16 protein-coding genes are annotated in these 17,428 nt (G+C 72.5%); 7 read left to right on the forward strand and 9 right to left on the reverse strand.

Going from position 1 to position 17,428, the window contains the following annotated elements; genetic code table 11:
- Positions 1 to 49 precede the first annotated feature (49 nt).
- Positions 50 to 475 (reverse strand): hypothetical protein, encoded by a 426-nt coding sequence (locus OTB19_RS18960; protein ID WP_267799460.1) that lies wholly within the window; start codon positions 473 to 475, stop codon positions 50 to 52.
- Between the two features lie 410 nt (positions 476 to 885).
- Here OTB19_RS18960 and OTB19_RS18965 point away from each other — a divergent pair, with 410 nt between their 5' ends.
- From OTB19_RS18965 to OTB19_RS18980, 4 genes are read left to right on the forward strand one after another with little or no spacing between them, the layout of a single operon-like run.
- The gene (locus OTB19_RS18965) at positions 886 to 3,819 is read left to right on the forward strand and encodes a nitrate- and nitrite sensing domain-containing protein (RefSeq protein ID WP_267799461.1); all 2,934 of its coding nucleotides are present in this window, start codon (positions 886 to 888) and stop codon (positions 3,817 to 3,819) included.
- The gene (locus tag OTB19_RS18970; RefSeq protein WP_267799462.1) at positions 3,816 to 4,253 is read left to right on the forward strand and encodes a roadblock/LC7 domain-containing protein; all 438 of its coding nucleotides are present in this window, start codon (positions 3,816 to 3,818) and stop codon (positions 4,251 to 4,253) included. Before OTB19_RS18965 ends, OTB19_RS18970 begins: the two co-directional genes overlap by 4 nt.
- Positions 4,254 to 4,263: 10 nt before the next feature.
- Positions 4,264 to 4,701: a DUF742 domain-containing protein gene (locus OTB19_RS18975; RefSeq protein WP_267799463.1), complete on the forward strand. Its 438-nt coding sequence runs from the start codon at positions 4,264 to 4,266 to the stop codon at positions 4,699 to 4,701.
- Positions 4,682 to 5,308: a GTP-binding protein gene (locus tag OTB19_RS18980; RefSeq protein ID WP_267799464.1), complete on the forward strand. Its 627-nt coding sequence runs from the start codon at positions 4,682 to 4,684 to the stop codon at positions 5,306 to 5,308. The genes OTB19_RS18975 and OTB19_RS18980 overlap by 20 nt, the downstream gene beginning before the upstream one ends.
- 215 nt (positions 5,309 to 5,523) lie before the next feature.
- Here OTB19_RS18980 and OTB19_RS18985 read toward each other — a convergent pair whose 3' ends face one another.
- The 4 genes from OTB19_RS18985 to OTB19_RS19000 form a co-directional block, all read right to left on the reverse strand.
- Complete coding sequence (locus OTB19_RS18985) at positions 5,524 to 6,714, reverse strand: lipid-transfer protein (protein WP_267799465.1); 1,191 nt, start codon at positions 6,712 to 6,714, stop codon at positions 5,524 to 5,526.
- Entirely contained in the window at positions 6,711 to 7,166 is a 456-nt protein-coding gene (locus tag OTB19_RS18990) for a Zn-ribbon domain-containing OB-fold protein (protein ID WP_267799466.1), read from the reverse strand. The genes OTB19_RS18985 and OTB19_RS18990 overlap by 4 nt, the downstream gene beginning before the upstream one ends.
- Before the next feature lie 63 nt (positions 7,167 to 7,229).
- The gene (locus OTB19_RS18995; RefSeq protein WP_267799467.1) at positions 7,230 to 7,568 is read right to left on the reverse strand and encodes a DUF962 domain-containing protein; all 339 of its coding nucleotides are present in this window, start codon (positions 7,566 to 7,568) and stop codon (positions 7,230 to 7,232) included.
- 13 nt (positions 7,569 to 7,581) lie between these two features.
- A complete protein-coding gene (locus tag OTB19_RS19000) occupies positions 7,582 to 8,298 on the reverse strand; it encodes a M15 family metallopeptidase (RefSeq protein WP_420716861.1) in 717 nt (238 codons plus the stop codon).
- Between the two features lie 23 nt (positions 8,299 to 8,321).
- On the opposite strand from OTB19_RS19000, the gene OTB19_RS19005 reads away from it, so the two are divergent.
- On the forward strand, positions 8,322 to 8,831 hold the full coding sequence (locus OTB19_RS19005; protein ID WP_267799468.1) for an NUDIX domain-containing protein: 510 nt from the start codon (positions 8,322 to 8,324) through the stop codon (positions 8,829 to 8,831).
- Between the two features lie 18 nt (positions 8,832 to 8,849).
- On the opposite strand, the gene OTB19_RS19010 is transcribed toward OTB19_RS19005, so the two are convergent.
- Together OTB19_RS19010 and OTB19_RS19015 are read right to left on the reverse strand one after the other, a co-directional pair.
- Positions 8,850 to 11,204, reverse strand: coding sequence for a glycoside hydrolase family 31 protein (locus OTB19_RS19010; protein WP_267799469.1), 2,355 nt, complete (start codon positions 11,202 to 11,204; stop codon positions 8,850 to 8,852).
- Complete coding sequence (locus tag OTB19_RS19015) at positions 11,191 to 11,328, reverse strand: hypothetical protein (protein WP_266951562.1); 138 nt, start codon at positions 11,326 to 11,328, stop codon at positions 11,191 to 11,193. Before OTB19_RS19015 ends, OTB19_RS19010 begins: the two co-directional genes overlap by 14 nt.
- Positions 11,329 to 11,425: 97 nt before the next feature.
- On the opposite strand from OTB19_RS19015, the gene OTB19_RS19020 reads away from it, so the two are divergent.
- Positions 11,426 to 13,402, forward strand: a complete 1,977-nt coding sequence (locus OTB19_RS19020) for an acetoacetate--CoA ligase (protein WP_267799470.1) — start codon at positions 11,426 to 11,428, stop codon at positions 13,400 to 13,402.
- 58 nt (positions 13,403 to 13,460) lie between these two features.
- Positions 13,461 to 14,381, forward strand: coding sequence for a hypothetical protein (locus OTB19_RS19025; RefSeq protein ID WP_267799471.1), 921 nt, complete (start codon positions 13,461 to 13,463; stop codon positions 14,379 to 14,381).
- An 87-nt stretch (positions 14,382 to 14,468) separates the two neighbouring features.
- Here OTB19_RS19025 and ptsP read toward each other — a convergent pair whose 3' ends face one another.
- Both ptsP and OTB19_RS19035 read right to left on the reverse strand, forming a co-directional pair.
- A complete protein-coding gene (gene ptsP, locus OTB19_RS19030; RefSeq protein WP_267799472.1) occupies positions 14,469 to 16,139 on the reverse strand; it encodes a phosphoenolpyruvate--protein phosphotransferase in 1,671 nt (556 codons plus the stop codon).
- 73 nt (positions 16,140 to 16,212) lie between these two features.
- Positions 16,213 to 16,662 carry a PTS sugar transporter subunit IIA gene (locus tag OTB19_RS19035; protein WP_267799473.1) on the reverse strand — a complete coding sequence of 150 codons (450 nt, stop codon included), beginning with the start codon at positions 16,660 to 16,662 and terminating at the stop codon, positions 16,213 to 16,215.
- Positions 16,663 to 17,428: the final 766 nt, after the last annotated feature.

The following is a 17,428-nucleotide window of genomic DNA, read 5'->3' on the forward strand; positions in this document are numbered from 1 at the left end:
CTCCTCGCCCACGGCCGCCCCGCACCTCGTCGCCCCGCTCCGGACCGGACTACCCCCGGCCGGGGGCGGGGTGTCGTATGCGGGCCGGGCGGGCGGCCGGCGGTCCCGCCCCGGCCCGCCCCCGGTCCCGCCGCTGCTCCCGGCGCCCGGCGCGGGCGGCGCTGCCGGGCGCCGAGACGACCCCGTACCGCTGGTTCCACGTCTGTCGGGTGATCAGTACGTCCAGTACGCCCCACGTGGCCACGACCGTGCCGGCTATCGCGCCGAGCGCCATCGGCAGCACCAGCCAGGACCCGGTCAACGCGAGGAAGAAGGTGATCGTGGACTGGATCAGGGTGACCGAGACGATCAGCACCGCCCGCACCGCGGACGTCCGCACCGGGTCGGGCAGGCGGTATCGCCTGGCCGGTTCCTCGATCCACAGCCCGTGCCCGGGCTCCTCCGTCACCGCGCCGTCCTCTTCGTACATCCTCATGTTCCGCTCACTCCCCACAACGCCGTCCGCCATGCGTGCCCGACGATGACGATCCGAACGTCTCCACCAAAGTGTCCCCAAAACGTCCCCTCGAACAGAGAGACGTCCGGGACGCCCCGGAGATTCCCGCATCACGGACTCCTTCCGAGCGCCCGAACAGCACGGAACGAAGAGTTCCAGCCATCCGCTCCCTTGCGGGAACCGACGTCCCACCAGGTGTCATGTGCCACATATCGGGCTGGACTTGACCGGATCTATCGGACAACTCGTGATCTACGTCGGAGGTGTCGGCCGAAAACGTCCGGACAGGCCTTCGAAGGCACCGGGTGGCAGTAGTAGGCTCACGCCGTTTAAATGACGGAACACCTACCCCCGACAACGGGGTTGAGCTGGGGGAGGCTGGGGAGGCCATGCGCTTTCGCGGGAAGTCCATCCGCCGGAAGATCGTGGCGTTGCTCCTTGTGCCGCTCGTCTCCCTGACCGCCCTCTGGGGGTTCTCGACGGTCATCACCGGCCGACAGGCCGTCCAACTCCTCGACGTCGCCTACGTCATCGAGAAGGTCGGCTACCCCATCGAGGACGTCGTCCGGGTCATCCAGAAGGAACGCCGCCAGACCCTCGTCCTCATCGGCGACCCGCGGGCCTCGGTTGCCACCGCCGAGCTGACCAGGAGCCGCGCCGCCACCGACGCCGCCGTCCGGACCATCACCGAGAACGCGAAGGACCCGGAGGTGATGGACGAACTCGCCCCCGAGACCGCCCAGCGCCTGCGTTCCATCCTCGAAGCCTTCCGCGGCATCGAGGCGCTGCGCCGCTCCGTCGACCGCAACAGCCTCGACACGAACCAGGCCCTGGAGCTCTACAGCCGACTCGTCGACCCCGGCCACGAGTTCCTCATGAATCTCCACGCCCTGGAGAACGTGGAGATGGACAAGCAGGGCCGCGCACTCGTCGGCATCACCCGGGCCCGCGAGACGCTCTCCCGCGAGGACGCCGTCGTCGCCGCGGCCCTGGCGGCCAAGGTCGTCAGCCCCGTCGACGTCCGCAGCGTCTCGGACCTCGCCGCCAACCGCGCGCTGCTCTACGAGTTCAACCTCGCCATCCTCCCGGCCGACGACCGCACCCTCTTCGAGAACTACTGGAACGGCCCCGAGACCAAGGCCCTGCGCGACGCCGAGGAACGGTTCATCACCGACGGCGCCCGCCGCAACCCGCGCGCCGTCACCGCCGCCCAGTGGGACGAGGCCGCCGGCAAGGTCCTCGACGAACTCGCCACGATGGGCACCGAGGCCGGAGACCGCTACCAGCTGCGGGTCGAACCCGCCGCGATGAACGTCCTCGTCCAGGCCGCCGTCGCCGGCATCCTCGGCTTCATCGCCCTGCTCGTCTCCCTCATCCTGTCCGTCCGCATCGGCCGCGACCTGATCCGCGACCTGTCCCGGCTCCGCAAGGACGCCCACGAGGCCTCCGGCGTCCGCCTCCCCGGCGTCATGCGCCGGCTCGCCGCCGGTGAACACGTGGACGTGGAGACGGAAGCCCCGCGGCTGGAGTTCGAGAAGGACGAGGTCGGCCAGGTCGCCCTCGCGCTCAACAGCCTCCAACGCGCCGCCGTCGAAGCGGCAGTCAAACAGGCGGAACTGCGCCGCGGCGTCTCCGAGGTCTTCGTCAACCTCGCCCGCCGCAACCAGGTCCTGCTGCACCGCCAGTTGACCCTGCTCGACACCATGGAACGGCGCACCGAGGACACCGAGGAACTCGCGGACCTCTTCCGCCTGGACCACATGACCACCCGCATGCGCCGCCACGCGGAGGGACTGGTGATCCTCTCCGGCGCCGCCCCCTCACGCCAGTGGCGCAAGCCGGTCCAGCTCATGGACGTCGTGCGCGCCGCCGTCGCCGAGGTCGAGGACTACGAGCGCATCGAGGTGCGCCGCCTCCCGCGCATCGGCATCGAGGGCCCCGCCGTCGCCGACGTCACCCACCTCGTCGCGGAACTCCTGGAGAACGCCACCGTGTTCTCGCCGCCGCACACCGCGGTCCAGGTACACGGCGAACGCGTCGCCAACGGCTTCACCCTGGAGATCCACGACCGCGGCCTCGGCATGAACCCGGAAGCGCTCCTCGACGCCAACCTCAGGCTCGCCGAGACCCCCGAGTTCGAACTGTCCGACACCGACCGGCTGGGCCTGTTCGTGGTCAGCCGGCTCGCCCGCCGCCACGGCATCCGGATCGTCCTCCAGCACAGCCCGTACGGAGGCACCACCGCGGTGGTCTTCCTCCCCGTGGAACTCCTCACCGAGGCCCCCGACACCAACGGCACCGGCATCCGCCTCGACGGGCTCAAGCCCGCCGCCGCCGCGAAGCTCGGCAAGGGCGCGGGCCGGCCGGGATCCACCGCCATCGAGGGGGCGCCGGCCGGTCGGCCGTTGCCCCCGGGCGTCCTGAACGGCCCGGTCGAGCTGGAGAGCCCCCCCGGCCTCCTGGGACTGGACGACATCGACGAACCCACCACCCCCGACGAGGTCGCCGCCGGGATCGCCGGCCTGACCGGGGTCGGCGGCCGGCCGCCGATGGCCACGCTCGACGACGAGACCCCGCCCGGAGGCATACCGCGCAGCGCCCTGCTGGGCCTGCGCCCCGCCGGCCGCCCGAACACCGACCGGCTCGCGGAGCGCGGCGCGGCCTGGAAGGGCGACCGGATCGGCGACCGCGGCGCGGACCGCCGGCGGGAACTCAACCGCGAGCACGACGGCGACGGCGACCGCGAGCCGTTGACCCCGACCGGCCCCGTGCGGCCCGCGCACCCGCGCCCGGACACCGTGTCCACGCCCCGCCCGGAGGCCCCGCGCGGTTCGGGCACGGTCCCCCTGCCCCGTCGTCGTCCCGCCCCGACCCTGGTGGCGGAACACGGCCGGCGCGTGGAACCGCGCGCGACGCCCCCGCTCTCGCCGGTCGGCCGGGCCGGCCAGGACCGCTCCGGTACGACGCCCCGCGCCGAGGCCTTCCGCACCGAGGCCTCCCGCCCCGAGGCGCCCGGATCCCCCCAGGCCTCCGGGGCCGCCCGGGTCCCCAGGCCGGCCCAGGCCCCCGCCGGCCTGCCCCGCCGGGTCCGCCAGGCCAACCTGGCGCCCCAGCTCAAGAACTCCCCGGCCGCCGCCCCGGCCGAAGCCGCCGTCGAACCGGTCGAGGACCGGGACGCGGAGGAGGTACGCACCCGCATGTCCGCCCTCCAGCGCGGCTGGACCGCGGGACGCAATCAGCACGCATCGCAGCAGTCCGCGGCGGCGGCAGGCACCCCCGCCGCCGCGGATCCCGGATACGAGAACGAAGGGGACGGTCGATGACCGCACCGCAGACCGGCAACGACACCTGGGGCCGCGGCTCCGGCCCGCTCAACTGGCTCCTCGACGAGCTGGTCGACAAGGTCGGCAGCATCCGCAAGGCGGTGGTGCTCTCCGGTGACGGCCTGCCCACCGGCAGCTCCAAGGACCTGACGCGCGAGGACAGCGAGCACCTGGCCGCCGTGGCGTCCGGCTTCCACAGCCTGGCCAAGGGCGTGGGCCGGCACTTCGACTCCGGCCGGGTCCGCCAGACCGTCGTCGAGCTCGACGAGGCCTTCCTGTTCGTCATGGCCGCCGGCGACGGCAGTTGCCTGGCCGTGCTGGCCGACGCCGAGTCCGACGTCGGCCAGGTCGCGTACGAGATGACCCTGATGGTCAAGCGAGTGGGCGACCACCTGGCGACCGCCCCGCGCACCGGGCTGCCAGCCGGAGGGTGAGTCGGACGGCATGAGCGATTCAGGTCAGGACCACCCCGCCGACATCCCCGGCAGCCCCGAGACGGTGCCCGATCCCACGCACTGGTTCGACGACGACGCGGGCCCGGTCGTCCGCCCGTACGCGATGACCCGAGGCCGGACCAGCCACTCGGGTCAGCACCGCCTCGACCTGATCGCGCTCGTCGTCGCCGAATCGGCGGCCGACGACCCGGTCTGGGACGTGACCCTGTCCCCGGAACACGCCCACATCCTGGGGCTCTGCCGGGGGCGCCCCCAGTCGGTGGCGGAACTCGCCGCCGAGCTGGACCTGGCGATCGGGGTCGTCCGCGTCCTGATCGGCGATCTCGTGGACGACGAACTGGTCCACGTGACCCGGCCGGTGCCCCCGGCCGAACTGCCCGACGAATCCATTCTGCGTGAGGTGATCAATGGCCTTCGGGCGCTCTAGCCGCACCGGCGCGATGCATGCCGTGTCGCCGGTCGAGCCGCTGACCTTGAAGATCCTGGTCGCGGGCGGTTTCGGGGTGGGCAAGACCACCCTGGTCAGTGCGGTGAGTGAGATCAGACCGCTGCGGACGGAGGAACAACTCTCCGAACCCGGCATCGGCATCGACGACATCGGGGGAGTGGAGGGCAAGACCACCACCACCGTGGCCATGGACTTCGGCCGCATCACCCTCCGCGAGGACCTGGTGCTCTACCTGTTCGGCACCCCCGGACAGGATCGCTTCTGGTTCCTCTGGGACGAGCTGGCCCAAGGGTCCCTCGGCGCGGTCGTCCTCGCCGACACCCGCCGGCTCGCCGACTGCTTCGCCGCCGTCGACTACTTCGAGCGGCGCGGCATCCCGTTCGTGGTCGCGGTCAACTGCTTCGACGGCGCCGACCGGCACCCGGTGGTGACCGTCCGGGAGGCCCTCGACCTCGACGCCGGGGTACCGGTGCTGTTGTGCGACGCCCGCGACCGCGAGTCCGTCAAGGACGTGCTGGTGGGGGTCGTGGAGCACGCCATGTCACTGGCCCGGGCCCGCCGCCGGATGACGGCGGCCGGCGCCTGAACGAGCGCCCCGCGCGGAACCGGGTCGACCGGGATCCGAGCCCCCGGGCGCTCCCCGCGCATGGAGGCGGCCCGTACCCCCGCCGACTGGGGTACGGGCCGCAGCTCACATGGGGGGTCACGGGATTCCGGGCGCGGCGCGGGACCGTGCAGCGAGTGTGAACCCGCCACCAGGGGTCGTCAAGACCCCGGACCACAGCCGCCGCCGTGCGCGGGTCACCGTACGACGACGACGGCCGATCCGTGCCCGAACAGCCCCTGGTTCGCGGTGATCCCGGCCCGCGCGCCCGGCACCTGCCGCTCCCCGGCCGTGCCCCGCAACTGCCAGGTCAGCTCGCACACCTGGGCTATCGCCTGCGCCGGCACCGCCTCCCCGAAGGAGGCCAGCCCGCCGCTGGTGTTGACCGGAACCCGGCCCCCGAGCGCGGTCGCCCCCTCCCGGACGAGCTTGGCGCCCTCCCCCTCACCGCAGAGGCCGATGTCCTCGTACCACTCCAACTCCAGTGCCGTGGACAGGTCGTACACCTCCGCGAGCGACAGGTCGTCCGGCCCCAGCCCCGCCTCCTCGTACGCGGCGCGCGCGATGGACGCCCGGAAGGACCCGGCCGCAGGCCGTACGGCGGTCATCGAATCGGTGGCGATGTCCGGCAGGTCGAGGACGGTACGGGGATACGTGGGCGTCACCGTCGACACCGCCCGGATCCGCACCGGGTCCGCCACCCCCCGCGAGCGGGCGTAGTCCATGCTGCTCAGCACCAGCGCGGCGCCCCCGTCGGAGGTGGCGCAGATGTCCAGCAGCCGCAGCGGGTCGGCGACGATCGCGGAGGCCGCCACCTCCTCGGCGGTCACGGTCTTGCGGTAGCGGGCGTGCGGGTTGAGCGCGCCCGCCGCCGCGTTCTTCACCTTGACGCGCGCGAAGTCCTCACCGGTGTCCCCGTACAGGGCCATCCGCCGACGGGCGTACAGCGCGAAGTACGCCGGGTTGGTGGCGCCCAGCACCCGGAAGCGCAACCAGTCCGGATCGTCCGGCCGGTTCCCGCCGGCAGGGGCGAAGAACCCCTTGGGGGCGGCATCCGCGCCCACCACCAGCACCACGTCGGCCAGCCCGGCCAGGATCTGCGCCCGGGCCGCCCCGATGGCCTGGGCACCGGACGCGCAGGCCGCGTACACGCTGGTCACGCGCGCCCCCTGCCAGCCGAGCGCCTGCGCGAAGGTCGCCCCGGCCACGTAACCGGGATAGCCCGACCGCACGGTGTCGGCCCCGACGATCGACTGCACGTCGGTCCAGTCCAGCCGTGCGTCGGCCAGCGCCGACCGGGCGGCGATCCGGCCGTACTCGACGAACCCCCGCCCCCACTTGCCCCACGGATGCATCCCGGCCCCGAGGACGGCCACGTCGGCGCTCACGCGCGCACCTCCACCGGCCGGAACCGCCACGTGGTCCAGACGGTCTCGTCGTCCTCGTTCAGCACCCCGCCGACCACCTCGACCTCCATCCCGACCGCCAGGTCGGCGACGGTCACCCCGGGCGCCGCCTGCCCGAGCACGACCATGCCCTCGGCCTCCAGCTCCACCGCGACCAGGGTGTACGGCTCCCAGGGCTCGGCGGGGTCGGACACGTAGGGCGCGGGGGGCCGGTACCGCCCGTCCGTGTAGGACCAGACCCGCCCGCGCGGGGACAGCGGCACCTCCACGAGCCGCCCGTCACCCGGGCAGTGCGGATTGCGGCAGCAGGCGTCCTCGCGCGGGAAGAACACGGCGGCGCAGGCGGAACACCGGGTGCCGAGCAGCCGAAAATCGCCGCCCGCCTCCGTCCCGGTGAACCACCCGCTCACGACGGGTGTGCGTGTGCGTTCCAAGGCCCCTCCCCGAATCGACTTCTGACGGATCGTCAGAAAGTCTCGCACGGGGTCGGCTCCCGGTCACCGGTTCTCGGCGAGCCACTTCCGGGCGATCTCGTCCAGCTCCGCGTCCCGCCCGGCCAGCATCATCCGGATCATCCGCGCGTCCCCGCGCAGCGACCAGCCCGGATGCCCGAAGGTGGCCGGGTTGTTCCCCTCGATGAGGAAGTGCGCCGGCCAGGCCGTCCCGTAACCGATCAGCGGCAGGGCGGCGAGGTGGCGTCGACGGCCGCGTGCCACCCCGTACACGGACAGGGCGAGCCCGCCGAGCGTCCCGGCGAGGTGCACCCAGCGGGTGGCGGCCTTGGAGTGCATCGCGACGTAGTAGGGCCAGAATTCCTCGTACGAACCGAAAGTCATGCGGGCACCGTACTCAGGGCCGCACCGCCGCGACAGAGACCGGGAAGTCGAAGTACCGGTCGGGGAAGGCCTCGGGGCGGTACGTGAAGTGCCACCACTCCTGCGGGAGGTTCACGAAACCGTGCCCGGCCAGCGCCCGCCCCAACACCTCCCGGTTCTCCCGCGCCGCACCGACCACCCGCGGATCGGCGGTGTGGGAGAGCGGATCGAAGAAGTCGAACGCCGTCCCCATGTCCACCGGCCCCCCACCCGGCACCCGTACCAACGTCACGTCCACCGTGCTCCCGCGACTGTGCCCCGACCTCGGGGCCACATAGCCCTCCGGGATCAGCCGGGACTTGTCCACCCGCGGATGGAACTCCTCCTTCGTCGACCGGTCCCCCTCGTCCGCGGCCCACCGCACGAACCGGTCCACGGCCCGCTGCGGCCGGTAGCAGTCGTACACGAGCAGCGACAGGCCCGCGCGCAACAGCCGTGCCTGAGCCCTCCGCAAGGCCTCCGCGGCCGGTCGGGCGAGCAGACAGACGGGCTCCTCGTACCCCTCGACGGGCCGACCCGTGAAATTCCGCGCCGACGCGTACCGCACGTCCTGACCGATCGTCGGATCCACGTCCGCCAACGCCACGAACCCCGCCGGCGCGACCTCCTCCGCCACGAACCCCGGCGGCGGGGGCCCCGTCAGACCCGTCACCAGCGCACCCGACAACGCCACGACCACCATCGTCCTCATGCGCCCTGGCATACCATCACCGGATGCCGGAACAGCCGAGGGACGCGCACTGCTCCACCTGCGGAGCCCCGTTCGACACCACCGCCTGGCCCCGTACGTGCACCGCGTGCGGCGCCACCGCCTACCGCAACCCGCTCCCGGTGGCCGTCACCCTCCTCCCCGTCGAGGACGCCGACGGCACCGGCCTGGTCGTCATCACCCGCACCATCGAACCGGCCCTGGGCGGCGTCGCCCTCCCCGGCGGCTTCATCGACTTCGGCGAGGACTGGCGGGAAGCGGTGGTCCGCGAACTGCGCGAGGAGACCGGCATCGAAGCCGACGCCCGCGAGGTCACCCTCGCCGACGCCAAGAGCTCACCGGCCGGCCACCTGCTCCTCTTCGGCCTGCTGCCCCGCCGCCCGGCCGCCGACCTCCCCGCGTCCGTCCCCACCGACGAGACCACCGGCTGGCACCTGCTGCGCGAACCGACCGACCTGGCGTTCCCCCTGCACACCGAGGCGGCGGCCGCCTGGTTCGCCGGCTCCTACGCCTGACCCCCCCGGCGACAGCCCTCAGAGCCCCCGCACCACGGCCCCCTCCACCACCTCCCCGGCCTCGTCCTCCACCACCACCGCGTCCCCGACCCACCGCACGGAGTACCGCTCCACCACGCCCGGCTCGAACCCCGGCCCCGGATCCCGGATCACCACCCCGCCGCCCGTGCGCCCCCGCGCCGGAGCCCACACCTCCAGGACCACCGACCCGTCCCCGCCCCGCACCGGCACCACCGAACCCGCCCGCGCCAACACCGGCATCCGGCCCGGCGGAGCGTCCGACAGCACCTGCCCGGGCCCCTCGTACACCGCCTCCGTCACCGTGTCGTACCAGCGCCCGCGCGGCAGCCGCACCGCCCGCCGGTCCGCCCCGCACTCCAACACCGGCGCCACCAACAGCGCGTCCCCCAACAGGAACGCGTCCTCGCAGTCCCGCAGCACCCGGTCCTCCGGCGCCCCCCACCACAACGGCCGCACGTACGGGGCGCCCGTCCGCCGCGCCAGGTGGGCCAGCGTCACCAGGTAGGGCCGCAGCCGCTCCCGCTCCGCCAGCACCCCCCGCGCGTGCTCCGCCACCTCCGGCCCGAACTCCCACGGCTCCCGCCGCCCCGCCCAGATCGCCGAGTGGGTCCGGAAGAACGGCAGGTACGCCCCCAACTGCAACCACCGCAGGTACAGCTCCGGGGACGGCGAACCACCGAAACCGCCCACGTCCGGCCCCGAGTACGGCACCCCGCACAAACCGAGCCCCAACACCAGCGCCAGCGAAGCCCGCAGCCCCTCCCACCCGCTCTCCACATCCCCCGACCAGGTGCCCCCGTACCGCTGCATCCCCGCCCACCCCGAACGGGAGAAGAGGAACGGCCGCTCCTCGGGCCGCAACCGCACCAACCCCTCCCACCCGGCCCGCGCCATCCCGAGCGCGTACACGTTGTGGGCGGCCCGGTGATCCCCGCCGGCCCCCTCCAGCGAGTGCCGCGCCGACCTCGGCAGGGTCGCGTCCCCGAACGGGGCGAACGACACCGGCTCGTTCATGTCGTGCCACACCCCGGCGAAGCCCTGCTTCAGCCGTTCCTCGTACAACCCGCCCCACCACGCGCGCACCGCCGGATCCGTGAAGTCCGGATACACGCACTCACCCGGCCACACCTCACCCCGGACCTCCTCACCCGCCGCGTCCCGGACGAAGGCCCCGCGCGGCCCCACCTCCCGACCCGCGTCGTGCAGCGCGTCGCCCGCCTTCACCGCCGGGTCGACGATCGACACCAGCCGCACCCCCTGATCCGACAACTCCCGCGCCAGACCCGACAGATCCGGGAACCGCTCCCGGTCCACCGTGAACACCCGGTGCCCGTCGTAGTGGTCGATGTCCAGGTGCACGGCCGACAACGGCAACCCCCGCGACACGTACCCCGCCACCACCCGCCGCACCTCCGCCGCGCTCCCGAACCCCCACCGCGCGTGCTGGTACCCCAACGCCCACTCCGGCGGCACCGCCGGCGAGCCCGTCAGCCCCGCCCAGCCCTGCGCCACCCGGGCCGGCGTCCCCACCAACACCCAGCAGCGCAACGGCCCGCCCTCCAGCCGCAGTTCGCTCGTACCGGGCCGGTCCGCCCCCGACCCGGCCCCCTCCTGCCCCTCGCGCAGCAGCACCCGCCCGTCCCACGTGTTGTCGTGGAACGCCAGGTGCGTGCCCGCGTCCGCCACCACCCACTGCACCGGCATGGTGATGTACAGCGGATCGTCACCCGGCCCGAACCCACCCTTCGGATCGGTGTTCCACAGCCGGTACGACCCGTCCCGCAGCCGGGGCCCGCCCGCCCGACCACCCAGCCCGAAGAACCGGGCGTCCGCCGGCACCTCCGCCCGCACCAGCCACCGCGCCCCGCCACCCCCGCCCGGGCCCCCCTCCACCGGCTCCCACCAGCGCGGCGGCAGCTCCCTCCGCAACACCGTCCCGCCCGGCGTGCGCACCTCCACCGCCCCGAGCCGGGACACCGCCACCGTCACCCGCTCCGACACCACCCGCCAGCCGCCCCCGGTGTCCGGCTCCAACACCGCACGCGGATCCGGCTCCGGCCCGCCTCCCACCACCGCGTGCGACGGAGACGGCTCCGCCCCGTCCCAGCCCCAGAACACCGCCCCGCCCACGGTCACCCGCACCAGCAGCTCCGACCGCGCGAACCGCAGCACACCACCGCCCGGCCGGGGCTCCGTACCCGTGAGCACCCCCGGCACCCGCGCCCGCTCCGCGCCCCGGCGCGCGAGCCCCACCGCGTCCGCACGCCGGTGACGCAACGCCGAACGCCAGGCGCGCCTCCCACCCGCCGTACCGATCTCCAACACCGCACGCACCAGATCACGACCGTCCATGCCGCTCACCCTGCCACCGCCCCTCGGCCGCGCGGGCGGCGTTCAGCTCCCGTTCACCCGCCGGCCGGGCGACGCGGGCGGACAACGCGCCGCCCATGACGACCCTGGTGCTGCTGTCGATCACATGGCATGGTCCCTGTGAGCCGCCGCGCGCGCACCGAACGCGCGACGGCACCCACGCACACGAAGCGCGAGCCACAGACTTGACCGGGAGCCGACCCATGACCTCAGCCACCCAGCCGGAACCCCTCTGGTCCCCGAGCCCCGACCGGATCGCCGCGGCCAGGATCACCGCCTTCCAGGCCTGGGCCGCCGAGCGCTTCGGAGCCCCCGCCGACGGCGGCTACCCGGCCCTGCACAGCTGGTCCGTCGACGCGCTCGACACCTTCTGGCAGGCCATCGCCGAATGGTTCGACGTACGGTTCACCACCCCGTACACCTCCGTGCTCGCCGACCGCTCCATGCCCGGCGCCCGCTGGTTCACCGGCTCCACCCTCAACTACGCCGAACACGCCCTGCGCGCCGGCGAGGACCCGGCCCGCGCCGACGAACCCGCCCTGATCAGCGTCGACGAGACCCACGAGCCCACCCCCGTCACCTGGGCCGAGCTCCGCCGCCAGGTCGGCTCGCTCGCCGCCGAACTGCGCGCCGCGGGCGTACGCCCCGGCGACCGCGTCAGCGGCTACCTCCCCAACATCCCCGAAGCCGTCGTCGCCTTCCTCGCCACCGCCTCCGTCGGCGGGGTCTGGACCTCCTGCGCCCCCGACTTCGGCGCCCGCAGCGTCCTGGACCGCTTCCAGCAGGTCGAACCCGTCGTCCTGTTCACCGTCGACGGATACCGCTACGGCGGCAAGGAACACGACCGCCGCGACACCGTCGCCGAGCTGCGCGCCGAGCTCCCCTCCCTGCGCGCCGTCGTACACATCCCCCTCCTCGGCACCCCAGCCCCCGAGGGCACCCGCGCCTGGGCCGACCTCACCGCCGCCGACACCGAGCCCGTCTTCGAGCCGGTCCCCTTCGACCACCCGCTGTGGGTCCTCTACTCCTCCGGCACGACCGGCCTGCCCAAGGCCATCGTCCAGTCCCAGGGCGGCATCCTCCTCGAACACCTCAAGCAGATCGGCCTGCACTGCGAGCTGGGGCCCGAGGACCGCTTCTTCTGGTACACCTCCACCGGCTGGATGATGTGGAACTTCCTCGTCTCCGGCCTGCTCACCGGCACCACGGTCGTCCTCTACGACGGCAGCCCCGGGTTCCCCGACACCGGCGCCCAGTGGCGGATCGCGGAGCGGACCCGGGCCACCCTGTACGGCACCTCCGCCGCGTACGTGATGGCCTGCCGCAAGGCGGAGGTCCATCCCTCCCGGGACTTCGACCTCTCCTCCGTGAAGGCCGTCGCCACCACCGGCTCCCCGCTCCCGCCCGACGGCTTCCGCTGGCTGCACGACGAGGTGGCCGAGGACCTCTGGATCGTCTCCGTCAGCGGCGGCACCGACGTGTGCAGCTGCTTCGCGGGCGGGGTCGCCACCCTCCCCGTGTACATCGGCGAACTCCAGGCGCCCGGCCTCGGCACCGACCTCCAGGCCTGGGACCCCGCCGGCAAGCCGGTCATCGGCGAGGTCGGCGAACTCGTCGTCACCAACCCCATGCCCTCCATGCCGATCCACTTCTGGAACGACCCCGACGGCAGCCGCTACCACGAGAGCTACTTCGAGATGTTCCCCGGCGTCTGGCGCCACGGGGACTGGATCACCCTCACCGACCGCGGATCGGTGATCATCCACGGCCGCTCCGACTCCACCCTCAACCGGCAGGGCGTCCGCATGGGATCCGCCGACATCTACGAGGCCGTCGAACGCCTTCCGGAGATCAAGGAGTCCCTGGTCATCGGCCTGGAGGAACCGAACGGCGGCTACTGGATGCCGCTGTTCGTCCACCTCGCGCCCGGCGCCACCCTCGACGACGACCTGCGCGACCGCATCAAGGCCACGATCCGCGCGGAACTCTCCCCGCGGCACGTCCCCGACGAGATCATCGAGGTCCCGGCGGTCCCGCACACCCTCACGGGCAAGCGCATCGAGGTCCCGGTCAAGCGCCTCCTCCAGGGCGCGCCCCTGGCCAAGGCGGTCAACCTCGGCTCGGTCGACCGTCCGGAACTCCTCGACTTCTACGCGGAGCTGGCCCGCACCCGAAAGTGACTGTCAGTGGTCATGGTTACGCTGAGTGAGCGAATCGTCGCATCACTCAGGGGGAGCCATGCCACCGAAGAACACCCGCTCGAACGACACCCCGGGAACCCGGCGCCGCCGGTCCCTGCGCCGCACCCTGCGTCGCGAAGTGCCCGGCACGGTCGGCCTCCTGGCCGACGCCGGGGACTTCGCGGCCATGCGCGGCTACCGGAGCTTCACCTTCGACGACCACCAGGACTACCTCCGCCACGTGGACGCTCTGCTCCGCTCCCTCGCGGCCCAGGGCATCCACACCACGGTCGCCCTCTTCGATCCCGAGGAGTACGCCGAGTACTGCGCGGACCACGGCCTGGACCCGGACACCGCCGACACCCGCACCCGCTATACCGCCGGGCTCGCCGGCAGCGGCGCGGCCCTGCCCTACCGGGGCCAACCCATCGACGAACTGGTCCCGCTCCTCCTCGACGAGGCCGTCCGACAGGCCACGTGGGAGTACGCCGGCACCCTCCTCGCCGAGGCCGGCACCTGCGCGGACTGCGGCGAGGACATCGGCCGGGCCTCCTTCGAGCGGGCCGCCGACGCGGTGAAACGCCTGGTCGACGGAGCCGGCCCCGGCCACCACCACCTCGTGTGCAGCATCCCCACCGACACGGAACAGCTCGTCGCCGTGCTGCACGCGGACACCACCGCCGACCAGGACCGCCCACCCCGGATCGAGGGCCGCGAAGGCCTCGACTTCATGACCGTCCTGGCCGCCGGCATCGCCCTGGGCGGAGCCGGGGGACTGGTCCTGCGCAGCACCACCGAGGAGTTCGGGGACCGCGTCCACGGCTGGCGCCTGGACCGGGGCCGGCTGGTCCCCCTCTCCGCGGCGGCGGTGTTCAACGCCTACTGCACCGACGCCGACACCGGTGAGCCGGTGGCCCCGGAACCGGGCGTCGAGTACTGCCCCGGCTACGAGGTGGACGATCCCGGCCCCCACCACTGACCCGAACGGGCGGGGCAACCGACCGCGGAGACGACCGAGGGGCCCTCGCCACCGGCGAAGGCCCCTCCATCGAACGACGTGCCCCGGCTACTCGCCGGACAGCACCGCCTGGGCGGCCGCACGGGCCTCCTGGGCGGTGTCCGTCGCACGCGCCGCCGCGGCGGCACGCTCACACTGCGCGAGCGTGTGCTTGGCGAGCGTCGCCCGCACGTAGGGGATCGAGGCGGCACCCATGGAAAGGGAGGTGACACCCAGACCGGTCAGCACACAGGCGAGCAGCGGATCCGAGGCGGCCTCGCCACAGACGCCACAGCTCTTCCCCTCGGCCTTGGCGGCGTCGGCCGACATGGCGATCAGGTCGAGCAGCGCGGGCTGCCACGGGTCCTGCAACCGCGACACGGCCCCGACCTGACGGTCGGCCGCGAAGGCGTACTGCGCCAGGTCGTTCGTGCCCAGCGACAGGAACTCGACCTCCTGGAGGATCGAGCGCGCCCGGAGCGCGGCGGAGGGGATCTCCACCATCGCGCCGAACTTCGCCTGCAGTCCGGCCTCGCGGCACGCGTCCGCGAACGCCTTGGCATCGATCCGGTCGGCCACCATCGGGGCCATGACCTCAAGGTAGACCGGCAGCCCCGCGGCGGCCTTGGCCAGCGCGGTGAGCTGCGTGCGCAGCACGTCCGGGTGGTCCAGCAGCGACCGGAGGCCGCGCACACCCAGCGCCGGGTTCGGCTCGTCGCCCGGGGTCAGGAAGTCCAGCGGCTTGTCCGCCCCGGCGTCCAGCACACGTACGACGACCCGCCCCTCGGGGAAGGCCTCCAGCACCTTGCGGTACGACTCGACCTGCTTCTCCTCGGACGGCGCCTTCTTGCTGTCGTCCAGGAACAGGAACTCGGTGCGGAACAGACCCACACCCTCGGCCCCGGCCTCGACGGCCGCCGGCACGTCCGCCGGACCACCGACGTTGGCCAGCAGCGGCACCTTGTGACCGTCGGAGGTGGCGCCCGGACCGGACGAGGCGGCGAGAGCCGCCCTGCGCTCGGCCGCCGAGGCCTCCAGCTCGGCCCGCTTCTCGGCCGACGGGTCCACGAACAGGTCACCCGTGCTGCCGTCGACGGCGATCAGGGTGCCTTCGGCGATCTCACCCGCACCCGGCAGCGCCACGATCGCCGGTACCCCCAGGGCCCGCGCGAGGATGGCGCTGTGGCTGGTCGGCCCGCCCTCCTCGGTCACGAATCCGAGGACCAGCGCCGGGTCGAGCAGCGCGGTGTCGGCGGGAGCGAGGTCCCGGGCGATCAGCACGTACGGCTCGTCGCTGTCGGGCACGCCCGGCATCGGCACACCGAGCAGGCGCGCCACGATGCGGTTGCGCACGTCGTCCAGGTCGGCCACGCGCCCGGCCATGTACTCACCGGCCCCCGCGAGCAGGTCGCGGTAGGAGGCGAAGGCGTCGTAGATGCCGCGCTCGGCCGTGCTGCCGACGGCGATCCGACGGTCGACGTCCGCCATCAGCTCGGGGTCCGTCGCGATCATGGCCTGGGCCTCCAGCACGTGCTGGGCCTCGCCCCCGGCCAGCTGGCCGCGCGCGACGAGGTCGGCCGACACAGCCTCCACGGCCTGACGGGCGCGCCCCTGTTCGCGCTCCGCCTCGGCCGCGGTGATCTGCTTGGCCGGCGGCTCGAGAACGGCCGTGCCCATGTGCCGGACCTCGCCGATCGCCACACCGTGGCTCACGCCGACGCCTCGCAGCGTTGTCTCCATTACACCCGTCTCCGATTGAGCGACGGCCCCGCCGCCGCGATGAATGTCCGACCCACCTGTGGAGGCGGACACGTCACTGCCAGCTGAAGAGAACGTCAGCGCTCTTGACGTCACCGTCGTCGACGACGTCGGAGAGCGAGTCGGCAGTCGCCTCAAGCGCCACGACGGGGCAGACGGGGGACTTGCCGGCGGCCTCGACCGCGGCGGGGTTCCAACGGATGACGGCCTGGCCGCGCGTTACGGTGTCGCCCTTGTTCACGAGCAGCTCGAAGCCCTCGCCGTTGAGCTGAACGGTGTCGATGCCGAGGTGCACCAGCACCCCGTGGCCTTCGCCGTCGACGACCACGTACGCGTGCGGATGCAGGGAGACGACCACACCGTCGACGGGGGACACCGCCTCCGAGGGCTCGCGCACGGGATCAATAGCGGTGCCCGGTCCCACCATCGCGCCGGAGAACACCGGATCGGGCACTGCCGCGAGTCCGATGGCGCGCCCGGCAAGTGGGGACGTCACGCTGGTCATGGGGGCCTCCCAGGGGTGGGGCTTCTTCGTGTCGCCGTCACAACCTGTCCTGGACGGCATACTTTGAGAAGGGTAAGTCATGAGATGTCCCGGTTCCGCATGAAGCGCACCCCTCGAAAGGGGCTGCGACGTGCGGCCGCGACACCAACGTAGTGGACTAGACCATACGCCTGAATCGATTTGCCTGGGCACTGGTCGACCTGTACTGTCGTGACTCCCGCCGGGACGCACCGCGTGAACATCTCGCGAACTGCTGATGGACGGGAACCCCTCTCCAGTATTGATCTTCACTCTCCGCCTTTCCGTGTGCCTTTTGGCAGAACGGTGCGTGGTCGGAGTCGTGAAAATCCGCTGGTAGAGTCGGACTCGCCGAAAAGGGAAAACGCGAAAGCGGCCCCCTGGAAGGCAAAAGCAAAACCCGCTTCGACCGGGAATCGGACATGAAAGAGTCTGATAGAGTCGGAAACGAAGGAAGCGCCTGGAGGAAAGCCTGAGAGGGTGAGTACAAAGGAAGCGTCCGTTCCTTGAGAACTCAACAGCGTGCCAAAAATCAACGCCAAAAGTTGATACCCCGTCCATTTCGATGGATGAGGTTCCTTTGAAAAAGACCTGTGAGGTCACCATCCCTCGGGATTGTGATGCTTGCAGGCGATTACACAGCGAGGACGCAGTGGTCGATCGGTCTTATTCCGACATGATCGGCCCGCTCTAAGTGCGTGTGCACCCGATTACGGGTAAACATTCATGGAGAGTTTGATCCTGGCTC

The sequence above is a fragment of the Streptomyces sp. H27-H5 genome, assembly GCF_026627505.1.
GTDB lineage: Bacteria > Actinomycetota > Actinomycetes > Streptomycetales > Streptomycetaceae > Streptomyces.

What these genes read in the sequence shown, in the direction of transcription:
- OTB19_RS18960 (WP_267799460.1), bottom strand. Translation starts at nt 475, where the DNA reads ATGAGGATGTACGAAGAGGACGGCGCGGTGACGGAGGAGCCCGGGCAC.
- OTB19_RS18965 (WP_267799461.1), top strand. Translation starts at nt 886, where the DNA reads ATGCGCTTTCGCGGGAAGTCCATCCGCCGGAAGATCGTGGCGTTGCTC.
- OTB19_RS18970 (WP_267799462.1), top strand. Translation starts at nt 3,816, where the DNA reads ATGACCGCACCGCAGACCGGCAACGACACCTGGGGCCGCGGCTCCGGC.
- OTB19_RS18975 (WP_267799463.1), top strand. Translation starts at nt 4,264, where the DNA reads ATGAGCGATTCAGGTCAGGACCACCCCGCCGACATCCCCGGCAGCCCC.
- OTB19_RS18980 (WP_267799464.1), top strand. Translation starts at nt 4,682, where the DNA reads ATGGCCTTCGGGCGCTCTAGCCGCACCGGCGCGATGCATGCCGTGTCG.
- OTB19_RS18995 (WP_267799467.1), bottom strand. Translation starts at nt 7,568, where the DNA reads ATGACTTTCGGTTCGTACGAGGAATTCTGGCCCTACTACGTCGCGATG.
- OTB19_RS19000 (WP_420716861.1), bottom strand. Translation starts at nt 8,298, where the DNA reads ATGAGGACGATGGTGGTCGTGGCGTTGTCGGGTGCGCTGGTGACGGGT.
- OTB19_RS19005 (WP_267799468.1), top strand. Translation starts at nt 8,322, where the DNA reads ATGCCGGAACAGCCGAGGGACGCGCACTGCTCCACCTGCGGAGCCCCG.
- OTB19_RS19010 (WP_267799469.1), bottom strand. Translation starts at nt 11,204, where the DNA reads ATGGACGGTCGTGATCTGGTGCGTGCGGTGTTGGAGATCGGTACGGCG.
- OTB19_RS19020 (WP_267799470.1), top strand. Translation starts at nt 11,426, where the DNA reads ATGACCTCAGCCACCCAGCCGGAACCCCTCTGGTCCCCGAGCCCCGAC.
- OTB19_RS19025 (WP_267799471.1), top strand. Translation starts at nt 13,461, where the DNA reads ATGCCACCGAAGAACACCCGCTCGAACGACACCCCGGGAACCCGGCGC.
- ptsP (WP_267799472.1), bottom strand. Translation starts at nt 16,139, where the DNA reads ATGGAGACAACGCTGCGAGGCGTCGGCGTGAGCCACGGTGTGGCGATC.
- OTB19_RS19035 (WP_267799473.1), bottom strand. Translation starts at nt 16,662, where the DNA reads ATGACCAGCGTGACGTCCCCACTTGCCGGGCGCGCCATCGGACTCGCG.